General features: G+C 42.2%; 16 protein-coding genes and 2 pseudogenes. 6 read left to right on the forward strand and 12 right to left on the reverse strand.

What is annotated here, in order from left to right; translation table 11 throughout:
• Positions 1 to 17: 17 nt before the first annotated feature.
• Positions 18 to 1,400, reverse strand: a complete 1,383-nt coding sequence (locus tag MHH52_RS15265) for an amino acid permease (protein ID WP_340003440.1) — start codon at positions 1,398 to 1,400, stop codon at positions 18 to 20.
• A gap of 172 nt (positions 1,401 to 1,572) precedes the next feature.
• On the opposite strand from MHH52_RS15265, the gene MHH52_RS15270 reads away from it, so the two are divergent.
• Positions 1,573 to 2,493: an L-lactate dehydrogenase gene (locus MHH52_RS15270; protein WP_340003441.1), complete on the forward strand. Its 921-nt coding sequence runs from the start codon at positions 1,573 to 1,575 to the stop codon at positions 2,491 to 2,493.
• A 59-nt stretch (positions 2,494 to 2,552) separates the two neighbouring features.
• On the opposite strand, the pseudogene MHH52_RS15275 reads toward MHH52_RS15270, so the two are convergent.
• From MHH52_RS15275 to MHH52_RS15285, 3 genes and pseudogenes are all read right to left on the reverse strand, one after another.
• Positions 2,553 to 3,140, reverse strand: a pseudogene (locus MHH52_RS15275) (DUF3898 domain-containing protein).
• 47 nt (positions 3,141 to 3,187) lie between these two features.
• Positions 3,188 to 4,093, reverse strand: coding sequence for a tyrosine-type recombinase/integrase (locus MHH52_RS15280; protein ID WP_340003443.1), 906 nt, complete (start codon positions 4,091 to 4,093; stop codon positions 3,188 to 3,190).
• A gap of 63 nt (positions 4,094 to 4,156) precedes the next feature.
• On the reverse strand, positions 4,157 to 5,053 hold the full coding sequence (locus MHH52_RS15285; RefSeq protein WP_340003444.1) for a LysR family transcriptional regulator: 897 nt from the start codon (positions 5,051 to 5,053) through the stop codon (positions 4,157 to 4,159).
• 127 nt (positions 5,054 to 5,180) lie between these two features.
• Between MHH52_RS15285 and MHH52_RS15290 the strand changes: the two genes are divergently transcribed.
• Positions 5,181 to 6,488: an amino acid permease gene (locus tag MHH52_RS15290; RefSeq protein WP_340003445.1), complete on the forward strand. Its 1,308-nt coding sequence runs from the start codon at positions 5,181 to 5,183 to the stop codon at positions 6,486 to 6,488.
• Between the two features lie 156 nt (positions 6,489 to 6,644).
• Positions 6,645 to 7,601: pseudogene (locus MHH52_RS15295) on the forward strand (alpha/beta hydrolase).
• A 654-nt stretch (positions 7,602 to 8,255) separates the two neighbouring features.
• Here MHH52_RS15295 and gerPC read toward each other — a convergent pair.
• Genes gerPC through MHH52_RS15310 form a run of 3 tightly spaced genes read right to left on the reverse strand, consistent with a single transcriptional unit; the run spans position 8,256 to position 9,374 of the window.
• Positions 8,256 to 8,867, reverse strand: coding sequence for a spore germination protein GerPC (gene gerPC, locus MHH52_RS15300; RefSeq protein ID WP_340003446.1), 612 nt, complete (start codon positions 8,865 to 8,867; stop codon positions 8,256 to 8,258).
• 48 nt (positions 8,868 to 8,915) lie between these two features.
• Positions 8,916 to 9,137, reverse strand: a complete 222-nt coding sequence (locus MHH52_RS15305) for a spore germination protein GerPB (protein ID WP_340003447.1) — start codon at positions 9,135 to 9,137, stop codon at positions 8,916 to 8,918.
• Positions 9,138 to 9,149: 12 nt separating this feature from the next.
• On the reverse strand, positions 9,150 to 9,374 hold the full coding sequence (locus MHH52_RS15310) for a spore germination protein (RefSeq protein WP_340003448.1): 225 nt from the start codon (positions 9,372 to 9,374) through the stop codon (positions 9,150 to 9,152).
• Between the two features lie 115 nt (positions 9,375 to 9,489).
• Between MHH52_RS15310 and MHH52_RS15315 the strand changes: the two genes are divergently transcribed.
• Together MHH52_RS15315 and MHH52_RS15320 are read left to right on the forward strand one after the other, a co-directional pair.
• Positions 9,490 to 9,948: a hypothetical protein gene (locus MHH52_RS15315; protein ID WP_340003449.1), complete on the forward strand. Its 459-nt coding sequence runs from the start codon at positions 9,490 to 9,492 to the stop codon at positions 9,946 to 9,948.
• Between the two features lie 282 nt (positions 9,949 to 10,230).
• Positions 10,231 to 10,398, forward strand: a complete 168-nt coding sequence (locus tag MHH52_RS15320; RefSeq protein ID WP_313641256.1) for a hypothetical protein — start codon at positions 10,231 to 10,233, stop codon at positions 10,396 to 10,398.
• 152 nt (positions 10,399 to 10,550) lie between these two features.
• On the opposite strand, the gene MHH52_RS15325 is transcribed toward MHH52_RS15320, so the two are convergent.
• From MHH52_RS15325 to MHH52_RS15335, 3 genes are all read right to left on the reverse strand, one after another.
• Complete coding sequence (locus MHH52_RS15325) at positions 10,551 to 11,423, reverse strand: GNAT family N-acetyltransferase (protein ID WP_340009672.1); 873 nt, start codon at positions 11,421 to 11,423, stop codon at positions 10,551 to 10,553.
• 230 nt (positions 11,424 to 11,653) lie between these two features.
• Positions 11,654 to 12,226, reverse strand: coding sequence for a hypothetical protein (locus MHH52_RS15330; RefSeq protein WP_340003450.1), 573 nt, complete (start codon positions 12,224 to 12,226; stop codon positions 11,654 to 11,656).
• Between the two features lie 162 nt (positions 12,227 to 12,388).
• Entirely contained in the window at positions 12,389 to 12,688 is a 300-nt protein-coding gene (locus MHH52_RS15335) for an SDR family NAD(P)-dependent oxidoreductase (RefSeq protein ID WP_340003451.1), read from the reverse strand.
• Positions 12,689 to 12,834: 146 nt separating this feature from the next.
• Between MHH52_RS15335 and MHH52_RS15340 the strand changes: the two genes are divergently transcribed.
• On the forward strand, positions 12,835 to 13,443 hold the full coding sequence (locus MHH52_RS15340) for a TetR/AcrR family transcriptional regulator (protein WP_340003452.1): 609 nt from the start codon (positions 12,835 to 12,837) through the stop codon (positions 13,441 to 13,443).
• A 176-nt stretch (positions 13,444 to 13,619) separates the two neighbouring features.
• On the opposite strand, the gene MHH52_RS15345 is transcribed toward MHH52_RS15340, so the two are convergent.
• Positions 13,620 to 14,033 carry a VOC family protein gene (locus tag MHH52_RS15345; protein WP_340003453.1) on the reverse strand — a complete coding sequence of 138 codons (414 nt, stop codon included), beginning with the start codon at positions 14,031 to 14,033 and terminating at the stop codon, positions 13,620 to 13,622.
• Between the two features lie 34 nt (positions 14,034 to 14,067).
• The gene (locus tag MHH52_RS15350) at positions 14,068 to 14,991 is read right to left on the reverse strand and encodes a ketopantoate reductase family protein (RefSeq protein ID WP_313641251.1); all 924 of its coding nucleotides are present in this window, start codon (positions 14,989 to 14,991) and stop codon (positions 14,068 to 14,070) included.
• Positions 14,992 to 15,024: the final 33 nt, after the last annotated feature.

The raw sequence follows: 15,024 nt of genomic DNA on the forward strand, positions 1-15,024 counted from the left end.
TCCTCTCAATTGAAATCTTATTTATGATTCAACTTACTATTACGGTAGCCGTATAGAAAATAGATTAGAAGTCCAAGACCCGTCCAAATAAGAAATCCAATCCATGTCTCACTACCTAGATTATACATCAAATATCCGCATGTTGCCGCACTTAGCAACGGAATGAAAGGTACCCAGGGTACCCTGAAACCTCTTTTCATGTTGGGATGAATAACCCGCAGGGCAATTACACCCAAAGAAACAACAAAAAAGGCAAACAGTGTTCCAATGCTTGTTAAGTTAGCCAAGCGATCCAAAGGTATAAAGCCTGTTAATACAGCTATAATGATGCCTACCATCCAAGTACTTCGTATAGGCGTCTGTGTTTTAGCATTGATCTTAGACAATCCTCGCGGCAAAAGACCATCACGAGAGATTGCAAACAACAGTCGAGTTTGACCGAACAGCATAACCAGCAGTACTGTGGTCATTCCCGCTATAGCCCCAACCGAGATCAGTCCCGCTATCATATCCTGATTTACGACACGAAGCGCATAAGAAACGGGATCGCTAACATTGAGATCTGTATAGGGTACAATACCCGTTAATACGAGTGAAACTAGAATATACAATACAGAGCATATGGCAAGGGATGAAATAATCCCTATAGGCAAATCGCGCTGTGGCTGCTTTACTTCTTCTGCAGCAGTCGATATCGCATCAAAGCCTATGTAGGCAAAGAAAACAGTAGCTGCACCGTTAACAACGCCTTGATAGCCAAATGGTAGGAATGGAGTCCAGTTCTCTGGTTTAACATAGAAGATTCCCGTTACGATAAATAAAAGCACTACAGCTATTTTGATAACAACCATAATTGCATTAAAGCGAGCAGTCTCTTTAGTCCCCCGTGTCAGCAAATAGGAAATTAGTAAAATGATAATCACTGCTGGTAAATTAATAATGGTACCTGCTTCGGCATTATACGCCCCCGATAGTGCTGTAGGAATATGAATCCCAAAGCCCTCCAGAAGTCCCTGCAAATAGCCTGACCACCCACTGCTTACTGCGGCTGCTGCAACGCCATATTCTAACACCAGGTCCCACCCTAATATCCAAGCGAGCAGTTCTCCAAAGGCTACATAACTATAAGCATAGGCACTGCCGGAGACAGGGATGGTCGATGCGAATTCTGAATAACAAAGAGCTGACAGCACGCATGCAAAAGCGGCTAGCAGGAATGAAATGACAAGCCCAGGTCCAGCGTGTTCTGCTGCTGCTACTCCTGTCATTACAAAAATACCAGTACCGATGATCGCCCCTACTCCTAGCATCGTAAGATCAAACGCACCAAGCGTTTTGTTTAGCTTGATTGCACCGGAGTTTGAAGGTGCAATTAGCGGTTTTTTGCGAAATAAATCCATACTTACATTCTCTCCTGTCTTATCTTGGTGTTAAACTGATTTGAGAATTACTATTTAGTATGCCCAAAATGGGGTAATGAATTAAATAAGACATGCTTGAAAACAATAACGTTAACGATTATGATGAACAAGATTAAAAGCTAAAAATTTTAAATACTGAGGAGATGAAATCATGCCCCCGAAACCCAATCGTGTCGTAGTAATCGGCACTGGAGCAGTTGGTACAACAACAGCCTATACACTACTGCTACGGAGACGTATGCCTGAGCTCGTACTTATTGACGTTAATCAAAAGAAAGCACTTGGAGAAGCGTTGGATATGAATCACGGCATGCCTTTTGTTGGTGGTGTGAAGCTATGGGCTGGTACATATGAAGATTGCCGTGAAGCGGACATCATCATTGTAACCGCCGGTGCATCACAAAAACCGGGAGAAACCCGGATAGATCTGCTCCGTAAAAACATTTCAATTTTCAAAGATATCGTTCAAAAAATCACGAAATATAATCAACATGCGATACTACTTATTGCTACTAACCCTGTAGATATTTTGTCATATGCCACTTTGAAAATAAGCGGATTTGATCGCAGACGAGTAATCGGTTCAGGAACGGTGCTAGATAGTGCGCGGTTTCGCTACCTGATCGGTCGCCACAAAGAAATTGATCCTCGCAGTATTCACGGACAAATTATAGGCGAACACGGAGACTCGGAGCTTCCGGTTTGGAGTCTAGCGAATGTAGCCGGGATCGATCTCGGTTTTGACGAAGCAGAACAAGATGAAATATTCCAAGATACTAAGAATGCCGCTTATGAAATTATTGATGCCAAAGGTTCAACCTCTTACGCAATAGCACTAGCACTTGACCGTATTGTAGTCTCCATTCTGCATAATGAAGGTTCTGTGTTAAATGTTTCTACTTTATTAAATAACTATAACGGGGTTTCGGATGTCTACCTTGGCGCCCCTTGTGTCGTAGATCGTTCCGGGGTACGAGAAGTACTGAATCTTCCATTGAATGATACAGAACAAGCTCTATTCCAGAAATCTGCTGAGAAGCTTAAAGCTGAGATAGCTAAGCTAGAACTATAAGCAAGTGAAGAATTGCGGCTGTCCCGAATGTCATGAATCATGGCTGGGGATAGCCTTTTTTATGACAGCAGAACAGCAACCACTTCAAACGATTCAGGCTGCAGCAGCGCAACAGGAGAGAATCCCTTGTCAAAGACGAACGAATCCCCTTCCAAAATGACTCATACCTTCCGTTTAAGAAGGCTATATGAATTTTGTTACCAAACGCAGCCAATGGTCCTTTGATTAGCGTATCATCTAGTTTGAATTTCAACTCAATTTCAGGTTTGATTTCAATGATACGTTCCGCTGCTTCCATTACTTCGGTATGCTCCCGCTTCTCGCTGGCATCCCATAACTTCAGTTCTCTTTCCGCCTGTTGGCGCTCTTCATGACTCTCATCTGGCCACTTGGTCTCGACATAAGTCTGTACATATTCCATGACTTGATTTATTTTTTAGGGGCCTTGACCAGCTCCGTGTGCGGGTTTTTCTCTACTTTTCGTTTGGCTACCCAAGTGAATTCCCCGTCTAGAAATTTCTTGATTTCACTGTACTCATACTCTTCGTCATCCAAAGTTGATAATGCTTGTACGACTTTGGGCCTTTTTCCTCTCCACCTTCAATTTGGATCACATAAAAGGAAAGGAATTGTACTTTAAACTTCATTGCCACGTCCCTTTTCTAGTTAGCCGTTCATAGCGTAGTTCTCCCTATCAAATCTGAACTTGCAATTTCGACATGGCTTCTTCCTTCTCCCGGCTCGTGATATGCGTGTAAACCGTTGTAGTCTGAATGGAAGAGTGTCCGAGCAGTTCTTGTACCGTTCGCAGATCCGCCCCTTTTCGTAACAGCATGGTAGCGAAAGAATGTCGAAGCTTATGGCTGGAATATGGACGACGTTGTGCAGCAGGCACATCCCTTTGGAAACGATCGAAGGTGTCCGTAGCGATTTGCTGGATGCCGCGTATGGACAACCTCCGTCCTTTTTGGGAAATGAACATTGCCTCCTCTTTACTGCGCCAAGGATTTAATCGTTCTTCTATTGCCAGATCGAGAAAAGGTACCACATCCTCTGGAATCGGTACATTACGCCATTTACGTCCCTTACCGAACACTCGGAGTGAATGCCTTTCTACATTATAATCACTTAAATTCAGCGTGTGGACTTCCCCCACCCGAAGCCCCATATAGGACATGAGCAAAAAGACTGCTAAATTACGGCCTTTATATTTTCCATCTATGGAAGACAAAAATCGCCCCAGATCACTTTCATCTAAGTAGACCGGCTCACGATTGATCTCAGTTTTAGATTTCTTGATTCCAGCTGCAGGATTGGTTAGGAGCATTTCCAGCTCAATTAATGCCTTAAAAAAACAGTTAATAGAGGCATGCTTCCGGTTACGGGTAGCATCACTTACTCCACGTTCACGGACTGAAGTAAGAAAGGAAATAACATGCAGCTTCTTCACCGTCTCTAGTTTTTTACCATTCAGACTGTCTAGAAACTGTCTTACATCTGTTAAATAGGATTTTTGCGTATAGGGAGTGTACCCGGCATCCTTCATCCAGATTAAAAAAGCCTCAAGCCCTTCTTCGTAGTCTTCACTCCACTCATTCATGGCTTCGAGCCTCCCCTGATTTCGACAATCTATTGTACCACAGAATAGCTACGAGATTTATATTTAACTTCTCCATTGTTCAGCATGCTTGTGTACGCTTGATAGAAACTCAGTAAGTACAGGCGATTTCCATTTCTTATGATGATAGGCTATTTGAGTAGCAACACGCTGTGATTCATCATTCCAATTCAATCTAGCTAGCTTGCCTTCCGCCAATTCGTTGTTCACTGTAACTTGTGGAATAAATGAGATGCCTAGACCGGCCATAACACACTGCTTGATCGCCTCAATGCTCCAGAACTCTAGCGTAGGGTCAGGAAATACCCCGTGACTGTTCAAATACCTTTCAAACAAAGTACGGTAGCTACAACCAGTCTCCGTATGTAGTATGGTTTCTCCCTTAAGATGAAGCGGCTCTACCACTGGAAGACTCATTAAGGGATGATCCGGTGGGGCGATCAGGGTCATTTGTTCATGCACCAGTGTTTCTATATTCAGATCTTTATCTTCCGTCTCTGGTTGCAGTAAGAAGGCCAAATCCAGTTCACCGGAACGGACTAAATCCGTTAGCTCCCAGCAAGCCCCAGGCTTCAGAAGAATTTGGACCTTTGGATATTTCACGCGAAATTCCTTGATAATGCCTGGTAAGCGAAAAGCAGCCAGAGATTCAGGTGCACCAATCCGTAAAGACCCTGTTAGCTCACTCTCGGAGCGAAGAGCATCTTGCGCTAGAGAGTGCATTCTGGAGATCTCTTGAGCGAATGGGAGCAAACGGCGACCTGCATCGGTTAAGATGATCTTTTTACTAATCCGATCGAATAAAGGCTGACCAATTTCAGTCTCTAGCGCCTGAATTTGTGCGGTGATACTGGATTGTGCATAATCGAGCTTCTGTGCAGCGCGTGTGAAGCTACCCGTCTCCACTACGACTATAAAGGTAAAAAGATGACGTGATTCCATACGTGCCCCCTGAGTGATAGTAACCCATCGGAATTTCGAATGGATACTATTCAAAAATTCTGTTTTTCCAATGGATCTATTATCTGCTACTCTAAAACAAAAGACAATGAAAGCAGGATTAAAAACCATGAAAGATTCAAGTTCAAACACTTTATTAAGAAACATCGGCATGCCGCAAGCCATAGCTCTTTATATCGGCGCTGTATTGGGCTCAGGGGTCTTAATCGTCCCCGGGCTGGCCGCAGAAATGGCTGGTCCCGCTTCATTGCTGGCATGGGGATTTATGACGCTGTTGATTTTGCCAATGGCCTTATCCATGGGTCTACTCTCTGCCAAATTCCCTAACGCTGGAGGCGTGTCCCACTTCGTTACCCTTGCTTTCGGACCTAAAGCTGGATCTTTAGTGGGCTGGTTCTTCCTGATGTCCGTTCCGATTGGTGCACCTGTCGCTGCGTTGACCGGAGCTGGTTATATGACAGCCGCAATGGGCTGGGATGAACCTGCGAGAATTACTATCGCTGCTGTTATGTTGGCCATTGGCCTAATTATAAACTGGATTGGCATGCAGGTGGCGGGAAAGGTACAAATTGCGGTAGTGATTGCGATTGTAGCTGTTCTCGTTTTCTCCTTTGCTACTGCGCTTCCTCGGATGGAGGTTGAACACTTTACTCCCTTTGTCCCACATGGCTGGATGAGCATTGGTCAGGCTGCAGCAATCTTATTTTGGTGTTTTATTGGTTGGGAAGCTGTCTCACATCTCTCTGAGGAGTTCAAAGATCCACAACGGGCTGCAGTTAAAGGTGTAACCATCGCTGCTATTATTGTTGGTATTCTATATTTCTTATCCGCTTTAGCTACGGTTGGCACACAAAGCTACCTTAAAGGTGGTTCGAGCACCTCACTTGTCTGGATCATAAGCCAACCACTTGGACATTGGGGAGGATTTATCGCAGGTCTTACAGGTCTGTTCATTTGTACCGCCACCATTATCGCTTATGCCGGTGCCGCCTCGTGCGTGGCTTATGCGTTATCACGTCAGGGCTATGCGCCGCAATGGATGGGAAGACTATCCAAACCGTATCATACCCCTATCGGTGGGATAGCCTTCCTGTTCCTCTGTTTTATAATGGTGATGTCACTGTACGGTAGCGGAACGATATCAATAACTACTTTGATCCAGTTTCCGAATGCGACATTTATCCTGACTTATATCGGAGGCTGTGCCGCTGGGATACGCCTGCTCAAAGGAAGTCGTTTAGGTGTGACGATTAGCTGGATCTCTTTTCTAGCTACTGCTGCCGTTTTTCCGTTTACAGGCTGGGCGATAGGCTATCCGCTGCTTATTACTTTGATGTTTATTTTGATCTTTCGTATCAAACGTAAACAAGCGGTTCCCGGAATGAAGGATTTAAGTCATGAAATTTATGAGGGTTAACGAAAGATGTTAAAAAGATCAGAAACCCGTAACCAGTCCTTTATCAGGATTGGTTACGGGTTTCTTCTAATTCATTTTCGTTTCACCATTCGTTTAGATGGTTATGGAATGAAGAGGGTAACTTATACTATGACCAGACAAAGGAGACGATACATCATGCCAAATCAACCAAAGATCATTCTTGAGCCAGCAGCGCAGAAATTTGCCGATGATAATTCAAAACCTCCATTCCTTCCTGATCTTGGACCAGAAAAAGGTCGTGAAACGGTAGATACAGTACAATCCAGTGAGATATATAAATCTGAAGTCGATATTGAAGATCTTATGGTGCCAGGAGGGCCTAACGGGAATGTTTCTATTAGAATTGTTCGGCCCCCTAGCTCCTCTTCAGCGTCGTTGCCAGTGATTCTTTACATTCATGGTGCAGGCTGGGTGTTTGGTAATGCACATACCCATGACCGTCTGATCCGTGAACTAGCTGTTGGAGCGGAGGCTGCTATTGTTTTTCCAAATTATAGGCTCTCTCCAGAAGCTAAATATCCTACAGCAATTGAAGAAATCTATGCTGTTCTGAAATGGATAGCTGAACAGGGAAGTAAACATGCCCTTGATGCTAGCAAGTTATCCATAGGTGGTGATAGTGTCGGTGGGAATATGGCAGCTGCCATTACTCTGATGGCTAAAGAACGCAGTGGTCCTAAAATAGGGAAACAACTTTTGTTCTATCCGGTAACGGATGCCTCATTTGATACCGAATCCTATCATGAGTTCGCCGAAGGATATTTCTTATAGCGGGACGGTATGAAATGGTTCTGGGATCAATATACCACTGACCCTGAGGAGCGGAATCAGATCACAGCGTCCCCGCTTCGTGCTAGTGTAGAGCAGTTACGCGATCTACCCGAAGCACTAGTCATAACGGGTGAAGCAGATGTTCTACGTGATGAAGGTGAAGCTTATGCCGCTAAATTACGTGAAGCAGGAGTCACTGTCACCGCAGTTTGCTTTCAAGGGATCATACATGATTTTGTGATGCTAAATCCTTTAGCTGAAACCAATGCCAAAAAAGCCGCCATCAAGCTGGCTACCACTTGGTTAAAAGAAGGATTCTAATATAAACAAAGGAGCAACACGCCTCTTAATACACGAGCCCTGCTGCTCCTTTACTACACTAATTCTGACTGCGTGAAATATAAGTTAACATAATATTAAATATGTTAACTTATATTTTCTCTCATACGACTGTTCAGCTCAATCGAGTCATTATTCCCTATCTGGAAGGTTGTTCCAGAAGAAATGGATAACACTTTGACGTATTTCATACAAACATCCGATCCCAAAGGATGGGACAGTATCTTAAACTCATCGTCTTCCACATCACAATTTAACCAAACAGGAATTGGTTTTAAAAAGAGTGGATTCTCCTCATTGCAACTATCCATTGCTTGTGTGTTAGACAACGAAGTTTCTTTCTTCCCAACAAAACTTGATTGAATACGCTCGGTAGATCCGCAGATGAATATGGAACTGTTAGATAAATTGTTAATATAGACATTTTGAATCCTCGAGTTGCGCATAGGCGATTAACTTCTATCCTGAAGGGTGGCATCAGACGGGACTATCCCTTTATCACTGGGCTCACACGCAATGTTTTCCGTTATGTTGTCATAAAGAGAGGAACAAGTAATCGTCTGAGTATCCCCTACTAAAAACACTGATGAACCCGAGATCGAAACCACCTTTACTGCATTTACATTTATCTCTCTGTTAATCACGGTTACTTTCATGCGGCTCCCGCCTTCCGGTTATGTTTATTTCCAAATGCCGCTCTACTGCCGTAACAATATCTCGTTTGATTTGTTCTACAATAGAAGCACTTTCCTCTTCTGTGTATCCACGCCCATCCTCTCCAGTAGGGAGCTGGCTTACATACTCGTTAATCCGCCCATCCATCTGATTCAGCAGGTCCTGGGTTACCATTTGGACGTATTGCTCATCAATACTCAAGTTCTGCTCTCTTTCTAGTCGTGAAAATTGCGATGGAACTTCCTCTTGCACATACTTCAGAATCTGTGGACGAATCTTATCAGATAACGCCGTTGTACCTGCTTCCTGCGCCCCGAGGGGTTTTCCATTGACTATCGCTTCATCAAGATTATTCCCCTCATTTGGTGTTATGCCTATGTTTAAAGTGCCTTCCAGCTTCTCGATTTTCAATTGTTCAAAATGATAATTTATAGGCCCTATACTTGCAGTTTTATTGTTCTTTATGCTGTCTATGTCACCTTGTAAATCTTGGAGCTGTTTCTCTAGCAGTTGAATCTTTTCTGATTGTACTCTTAATGCATTAAAGACTTGTTGAACATAATACGGGTGCATACAACCCCCTCCTATGGTTTATTGTATGCGAAGGATAAGAGCCTAATTCTAGCGTGTATATAGTTCAGTTGGTGGAGGCAAGCGTACAAGCGGTGAATCACTTACCGCTGGTGATGGCTCAGGAGATGAATCCGGAACATCACTAGACTGATAACTATGAGACAAGGCATTAATTCGGCCGGAAGTGCCGATCTGCAGTACCGATGAATTTGAAATCGTACCAATTTTTAGATGATTGACCGATATGCACTGATATACCGTAATATTCATGTAAACCCACCCTTAAGGAGGCGATACTTGATCCACCACATCTGAATCCATCGTGTTCGTACTACTGGCTGCATTATTCGTAATGTTTGTACCTATAGAGTCACCTATGGAGAAGGAGTTGGCACCGGCATAGATTTTAGAGTTACTGCTCAAGATAACGGATGCCGTATTTCCTACTAAAACTGTGGAACTAGGGCCCACGTTGTTGATTTTAATGTTGCCGATGATCGAAACCACCAAACCACTCCTCCCTTCGGAATGATAACCTATTCTATGTAGATATTCGCCCAGATGTCACTGAGTAAGTCATACGCCCATACAATGGATTAAAAATGAAGGAGGTTCAGCGTTCATGAGACCGAATAAATCGAACCCTTTAGATTGGATGAACGAAGATCCCTTTTTTAAGAAAAAGTTATCCTTAAAGTCGCTTGAAGAGCAATGGAAGCTGGATCCAAGCCAGATTGATGGATATGTTGAAAAGATAATCAGAGAAGCTACCGCAGCGACCTCTTCCTCATTTACGAACGAAACCTCAAGTGTGCAATTTGAACATCTGGACACACATAATTATCTGATCACGAAAATTCGTATTCCAAGTGGAATTCACCCCGAAAGTATATGGGCACAAATCAACCGAACACAAATCAAATTAAATGGTCTTGGAAAAGATCATAACGAGATCATCCCGCTCCCAGTTCCAGTCAATCCGGATCAGAGCAGAGGCACTTATAAACAAGGCTCATTGCAATTCAGAATGCTCAAAATGTCATCAGGTAGATTTAGAGATATCGACATCCGTTATTTATAAAAAACCCCTTAAAACCCCTCCAATTCACTCGTCCAAGTGTCCCTGTCACCTCAAAAAAACGTCTTAAAATCAAAACAGCGTATAATTTAAGTTATGCGCTGTTTTTTAAGGGCATTTTACAGCCTTTTTCGCTTCCTTTTCAGCATAAAATAGCTCCCCGATTAAACGCTGACATTTATTCCTTTATAAATATCTGACGAACATACTCGTTCAATCCAACTTGAACTTCTAGTCTTCCTCGCTCATACGATAGGATATCAATGACAAAGGTGGGGACTAGTTATGTCCAAAAATAAGCGCGGCAAAGCACTTTGGCGTATTCCATCCCGGGGCAGGGGAACATGCCTGATCTGCGGCAGCACACGAATTAAGCTCTTGTATATCGGAAAAGGACTTTCAGGTGAGAAGGTTAACGTATGTAAGAAATGCGAGGGTAAACAAGTAACTTAAATTGAATCGCTCTTCACTAAGACGACGGATTGCCAAACAAATAAAGTGCGACCTATCATCGGACCAAGTAAATCCAAATGATGGACTTTGCTTAATCTGCTCGATGAATATGATGCCGCACTTTTCTTTGTAATCCGTTACATAAAAAACTTTTAAATTTCGATACGATATCGTCTTTCCTCACTAGTTAAATTGAATCCGACAGATTCATAAAGACGCAATGCAGAATCATTATTTGTTAGCACCATCAAATAAGCCTCTTCAAGTCCATGCGTTCTAAAATAGTTCAATGCTTTGGAAAGCATATACTTAGCAATCCCTGATCTTCTCCATGGCTCCAGTACAAATACATTTTCAATATAACCACTTTTCTCTTCCTGCCATACCATCAAGCTACCTACGATCCTCTCCTCTTCCCGAACAACCATCGAGCTCCAACGAGGATTTTGTTTAAACTCAGATAGCCGTTCTTTCCCTAGAGGGGTTTCTGGCCAAACCTCAGCTTCCAATTCTAAATAATGATCTTCTTCTTGAGGTGTCTCCATCATCCAAGTTGCGAAATCAAACTCCTTACTTAGTTCTGGAGCGGAAAAGGTGTCATTAAGATTATGATTCATTCTAAATAAGCTATTGTAATGACAGAAGCCCTTTTCTTTTTCAAAAAATTGTGTGTTCGCGATCTCCGATGAGTTATTCCCCACACATAGAGTCGTTTTATATTCTTTTGATAAAGTTTCCTTTAAGTCTAGTGCTCTCATGAGGAGTGTTTGATACATACTATCTAATAAATCATAATCTTGCTCTCGTTCAGTTATTGTTTTCAAATTCAGGTATATGGAGTGCCTACTTTCTTCAGAACGCCCAGGTGGCACAATATTCATGATCTCTACTTGTCCTTTAGCCACCATTTTACCGTTCTCAAAGGCGCAGTACACATTCGCCCAGTTATCCTCATCCCCAACCCACCAAAAAACAGCGTTTTCCTTTGAAGTAACTGAGTCGTATAATCCACCAAGTAATGGCATGTCTGCATGCTCAAAATTGCGAATGGTTATTCCTTCTGCTGGATGAATTAAAGAATTAGTCAAGATAACTCCCCTTTATTCTCATAATTTATGTACTATATTGATAGTAGCACATTCCTTGTACTTCTTTTGGTAATTAATAGGTTTAACTAAGAATTACACATTGTTACAAAAAAAAGAGGACGTAAACCATAAGGTTCACCTCCTCTGTTCACTTATGTAGTTATAGACTACGACTCCTCACCAGAAGCCCTCGAGATAATAAAATAATCGTTGAAAGGCACCAGTCCATAGCCCTCAATTTTAGTATAACCACTACTTAATAGTGCAGTGATTCTTTGCTCAGCTCTAGGAATGGCCTTGGTAATCATCGCATCTACCTCAAAACAATCATAGAACTCCTTCTCAATTAAGGAGAGGATCTCTGTAAGAACTACTTCATTCTCCAGTTTTGAGATCAGATCGAGCCTTAGGACACCAACCACCCCTATACCTTCAACTCTCTCTTTTCTCGCAAAAAATTCAGTGGTGCCAACAGCCTTATCACTATTCTTCTCCACGATACTAAAACGCACGTAACCTTGCTGCTCATATTCAACCAGCCAGAATCGTATACAGCTGCTCATCTCTTCTATCGTTTGAAAGTTAAAATCGTTATTACAGTTATCACTATTGAAGATCGGGATAGAAGCAGCGTCAGAATAACATTCTAACAAGTCCGCAGCGTCTTCCTCTTGAACCAATCTATACAAGAACCCCTCACTTTCAAATACCGAACATACCTGATATGGATTAATGGACATCCTAAAACCCTCCTTCTCTGTGCTAAGAAATACAAGTCTTCCGGCTATAACTGTCGAATAATGGACTGACCTAATTAGATAAAAAGCCGCCATTAAGGCAACTTACTTATCAACTAAGTTCATGTTGCAATCTGGAAATTAAAGTTCTTTCCTGGTTATTTTTTAATTTTGAAAAAGAATGGCTCCTGACCCTCTATTGATCATCTCGGGTAATACTTCATTAACCGAAAGTACGGCGAGCAGCAAATAACTGTTTATTTGTTCTAACACACTTTGAGGTGTAGTTTCCAGCACATGAGTGAATTTATCCCACCCTGCATACGGACTGAATTCTAGTACATCGATTGAACCAAGCTCTTTTATTATAGCTTGAAAGGCTTGTTTTAAAGCTGCTAAATCTGTCACATCCGCTACAAAAGATTGTGCTTCAATGTTTAGTTTTTTAAGTTCACTTATAATCATTGATAATTTCTCTATGATATATTAAAGTAACAGCTGTTGCTTTAATTGCTAATATACAGCTACTAATTTAATGTATCAATCAACAATCAACCTGCAAATGTTGCTATAGCAACAAGATTGAACAATTGTTGGGTAGGAGTGAAGTAATGGCTACTAAAGTAAATAATATGCGTATAACACAGACTAAGCAGTCTTTAATTGACTCCTTTTTACGGTTAGTTTCCCTGAAGGATTTTGAGAAAATAACAATCGTAGACATAACAAAGGGAGCTAAAGTTAATCGTGCCACATTCTATGCACACTTTAACGATAAATACGAATTATTGGATTACATTATGGGCGATTCCGCATCCGCTGCCATTGTAAAACACACTAAAGGTGAAATGAAATTCGATCAAGAAGGCATCACTCAACTTGTATTATCGGTATTCGATTTCTATAAGCAACCGAACATACAATGTCGCAGCAGTTATATAGGGATGGTTGTACCTCAATTGAAAGAGAAGATTTTAAATGAGTTGATGGTTCACTTGTCAAAAGCTTTAAGACATATCTATCCAGATAACGAGAAGAACTTTTATGTACCTATTATTGCACAAGTGATCCATGAAGGTGTCTATCAATGGTTAACAGCGAATATCAATATGCATCAAGAAGAAGTCGCCAAGAGAATCTCATCATTAGTAGTAAGTGGGCTTCAATCATCTGAACGAGAGTTTTCCAGCGATCTCACAGGGAGTAATAGCCACAAATGATTTGAAATTAGGAGGTCTCCATACCTATCTGCTCCGTTCACTATGCGGCCGGGGTCGTCATTCAACAGACGGCCCCGGCTGCTTATGACGCGGAGTATTTAGTTACTCTTTTTTACGCATGATATCGTATGCCTTCACTTTGGTCCCTTGCGTAGAACCGATACGCTTATAATGTTTTACGCATTCCCCAAAAGATTTAATTGCCAGGACACGCCAAAACGATCCGCTACCCAGCCAAATTTAGGACTGAACGGATAACTTCCCAGAGGCATTAGGACCTGTCCACCTTGACCTAATTCTTCAAAGACCTTTTCAATTTCGGCTTCACTCTCACAATTCACATATAAGGATACCGCCGGAGTAAAGGTGAATCCATGCTGCACATGGCTATCTATACACATAAAAACTTGTCCATGTAATGTAAAAGAAGCCCGCATAACACTCCCTTCAGTCCCTGCTTCGTTCGCTCCATAGCGCTTAATGCTGATGATTTCGGAATCATCAAATAAAGAAGTGTAGAAATTCATTGCTTCTTCTGCCTTGCCTTCGAACATTAGAAAAGTCATGATCTTTTGATCCATTTCCTTCATGATTGTCCAGCTCCTTACTGTGATTTAATATAAATCATCTCATATCATTAACGCTTTCGTATACTTTCAAACGGGCATACACGGTTTCGAGAACAGGATATGCGCTTTGACCCGGTAAAGCCATACCCAGAAGTGCACCATGCAGATGGTCTGCCTCTACAGGCAATTGCTTATGCATATCCCGATGCATGGATGAAGTGAATTCGGGTAGCACAGAAAGCATCTTTTGCATCGTAGAAGCTGTCATTTCTGGTCCCACAGGCATTCCTGCTTTTTGAGCCAGGCTCACAATCTCTTGTAGAAGCTGCTCATAGATAGCACGTGCAGGTGATGAGGCTAAAATAGGCCCAACAGAGCTATCCATTAAAGTTGTAATCCCACTTAGACTAGCTACGAATATATATTTCTGCCATACTTCGCGCTGAATGTCAGAACTTAACATCACAGTGAATCCCGCATTATCCAAATGACCAAGAAGCAACTGGGTTCGTTCTGATTCCCCACCCGTCCATTCACCAAATACAATACTATGGAACGAGCTACTTTGAACGATAGTGCCAGCAGAATCTAGCGTTGTTTCAATATAACAAAGACCACCTAGTACATGTTCTGGACCAAAACGCTTCTGCAAAATGCTAAAATGATCATATCCATTGAGGAGCGGGAGTATCAGTGTATGTTCACCGACGTAGGGCTCAATGTCATTCATTACCTGAAGCAAATGGTAAGCCTTAACCGCTATAACAATGCAGTCGAAAGGTTCAGTCCCTTCCCTATATGTAATCGTTCGCACAGATGTCTGTATATCCCCATGAACACTTTTTACCATCAAACCGTCCGCTTCTAACCGAATCTTTTTGGCAGCACGAACGAGAAAAGCAACATCTTCTCCTTTTTGAACTAGACGACCTCCGAAATACCCACCTATAGCGCCTGCACCCACGATAAGAAAACGCATGATAATCTCTCCTTCTTTTTCCTTAATTTGAAC

It is taken from the genome of Paenibacillus sp. FSL K6-0276, assembly GCF_037977235.1.
Taxonomy (GTDB): Bacteria; Bacillota; Bacilli; order Paenibacillales; family Paenibacillaceae; genus Paenibacillus_AQ.

Bases quoted from the DNA above. Each gene is read 5' to 3' on its own strand.
- MHH52_RS15280 (WP_340003443.1), bottom strand. From the start codon at position 4,093: ATGAATGAGTGGAGTGAAGACTACGAAGAAGGGCTTGAGGCTTTTTTA.
- MHH52_RS15335 (WP_340003451.1), bottom strand. From the start codon at position 12,688: ATGATTATAAGTGAACTTAAAAAACTAAACATTGAAGCACAATCTTTT.
- MHH52_RS15350 (WP_313641251.1), bottom strand. From the start codon at position 14,991: ATGCGTTTTCTTATCGTGGGTGCAGGCGCTATAGGTGGGTATTTCGGA.
- MHH52_RS15345 (WP_340003453.1), bottom strand. From the start codon at position 14,033: ATGAAGGAAATGGATCAAAAGATCATGACTTTTCTAATGTTCGAAGGC.
- gerPC (WP_340003446.1), bottom strand. From the start codon at position 8,867: ATGCACCCGTATTATGTTCAACAAGTCTTTAATGCATTAAGAGTACAA.
- MHH52_RS15320 (WP_313641256.1), top strand. From the start codon at position 10,231: ATGTCCAAAAATAAGCGCGGCAAAGCACTTTGGCGTATTCCATCCCGG.
- MHH52_RS15305 (WP_340003447.1), bottom strand. From the start codon at position 9,137: ATGAATATTACGGTATATCAGTGCATATCGGTCAATCATCTAAAAATT.
- MHH52_RS15330 (WP_340003450.1), bottom strand. From the start codon at position 12,226: ATGTCCATTAATCCATATCAGGTATGTTCGGTATTTGAAAGTGAGGGG.
- MHH52_RS15270 (WP_340003441.1), top strand. From the start codon at position 1,573: ATGCCCCCGAAACCCAATCGTGTCGTAGTAATCGGCACTGGAGCAGTT.
- MHH52_RS15290 (WP_340003445.1), top strand. From the start codon at position 5,181: ATGAAAGATTCAAGTTCAAACACTTTATTAAGAAACATCGGCATGCCG.
- MHH52_RS15340 (WP_340003452.1), top strand. From the start codon at position 12,835: ATGGCTACTAAAGTAAATAATATGCGTATAACACAGACTAAGCAGTCT.
- MHH52_RS15315 (WP_340003449.1), top strand. From the start codon at position 9,490: ATGAGACCGAATAAATCGAACCCTTTAGATTGGATGAACGAAGATCCC.
- MHH52_RS15265 (WP_340003440.1), bottom strand. From the start codon at position 1,400: ATGGATTTATTTCGCAAAAAACCGCTAATTGCACCTTCAAACTCCGGT.
- MHH52_RS15285 (WP_340003444.1), bottom strand. From the start codon at position 5,053: ATGGAATCACGTCATCTTTTTACCTTTATAGTCGTAGTGGAGACGGGT.
- MHH52_RS15325 (WP_340009672.1), bottom strand. From the start codon at position 11,423: ATGCCATTACTTGGTGGATTATACGACTCAGTTACTTCAAAGGAAAAC.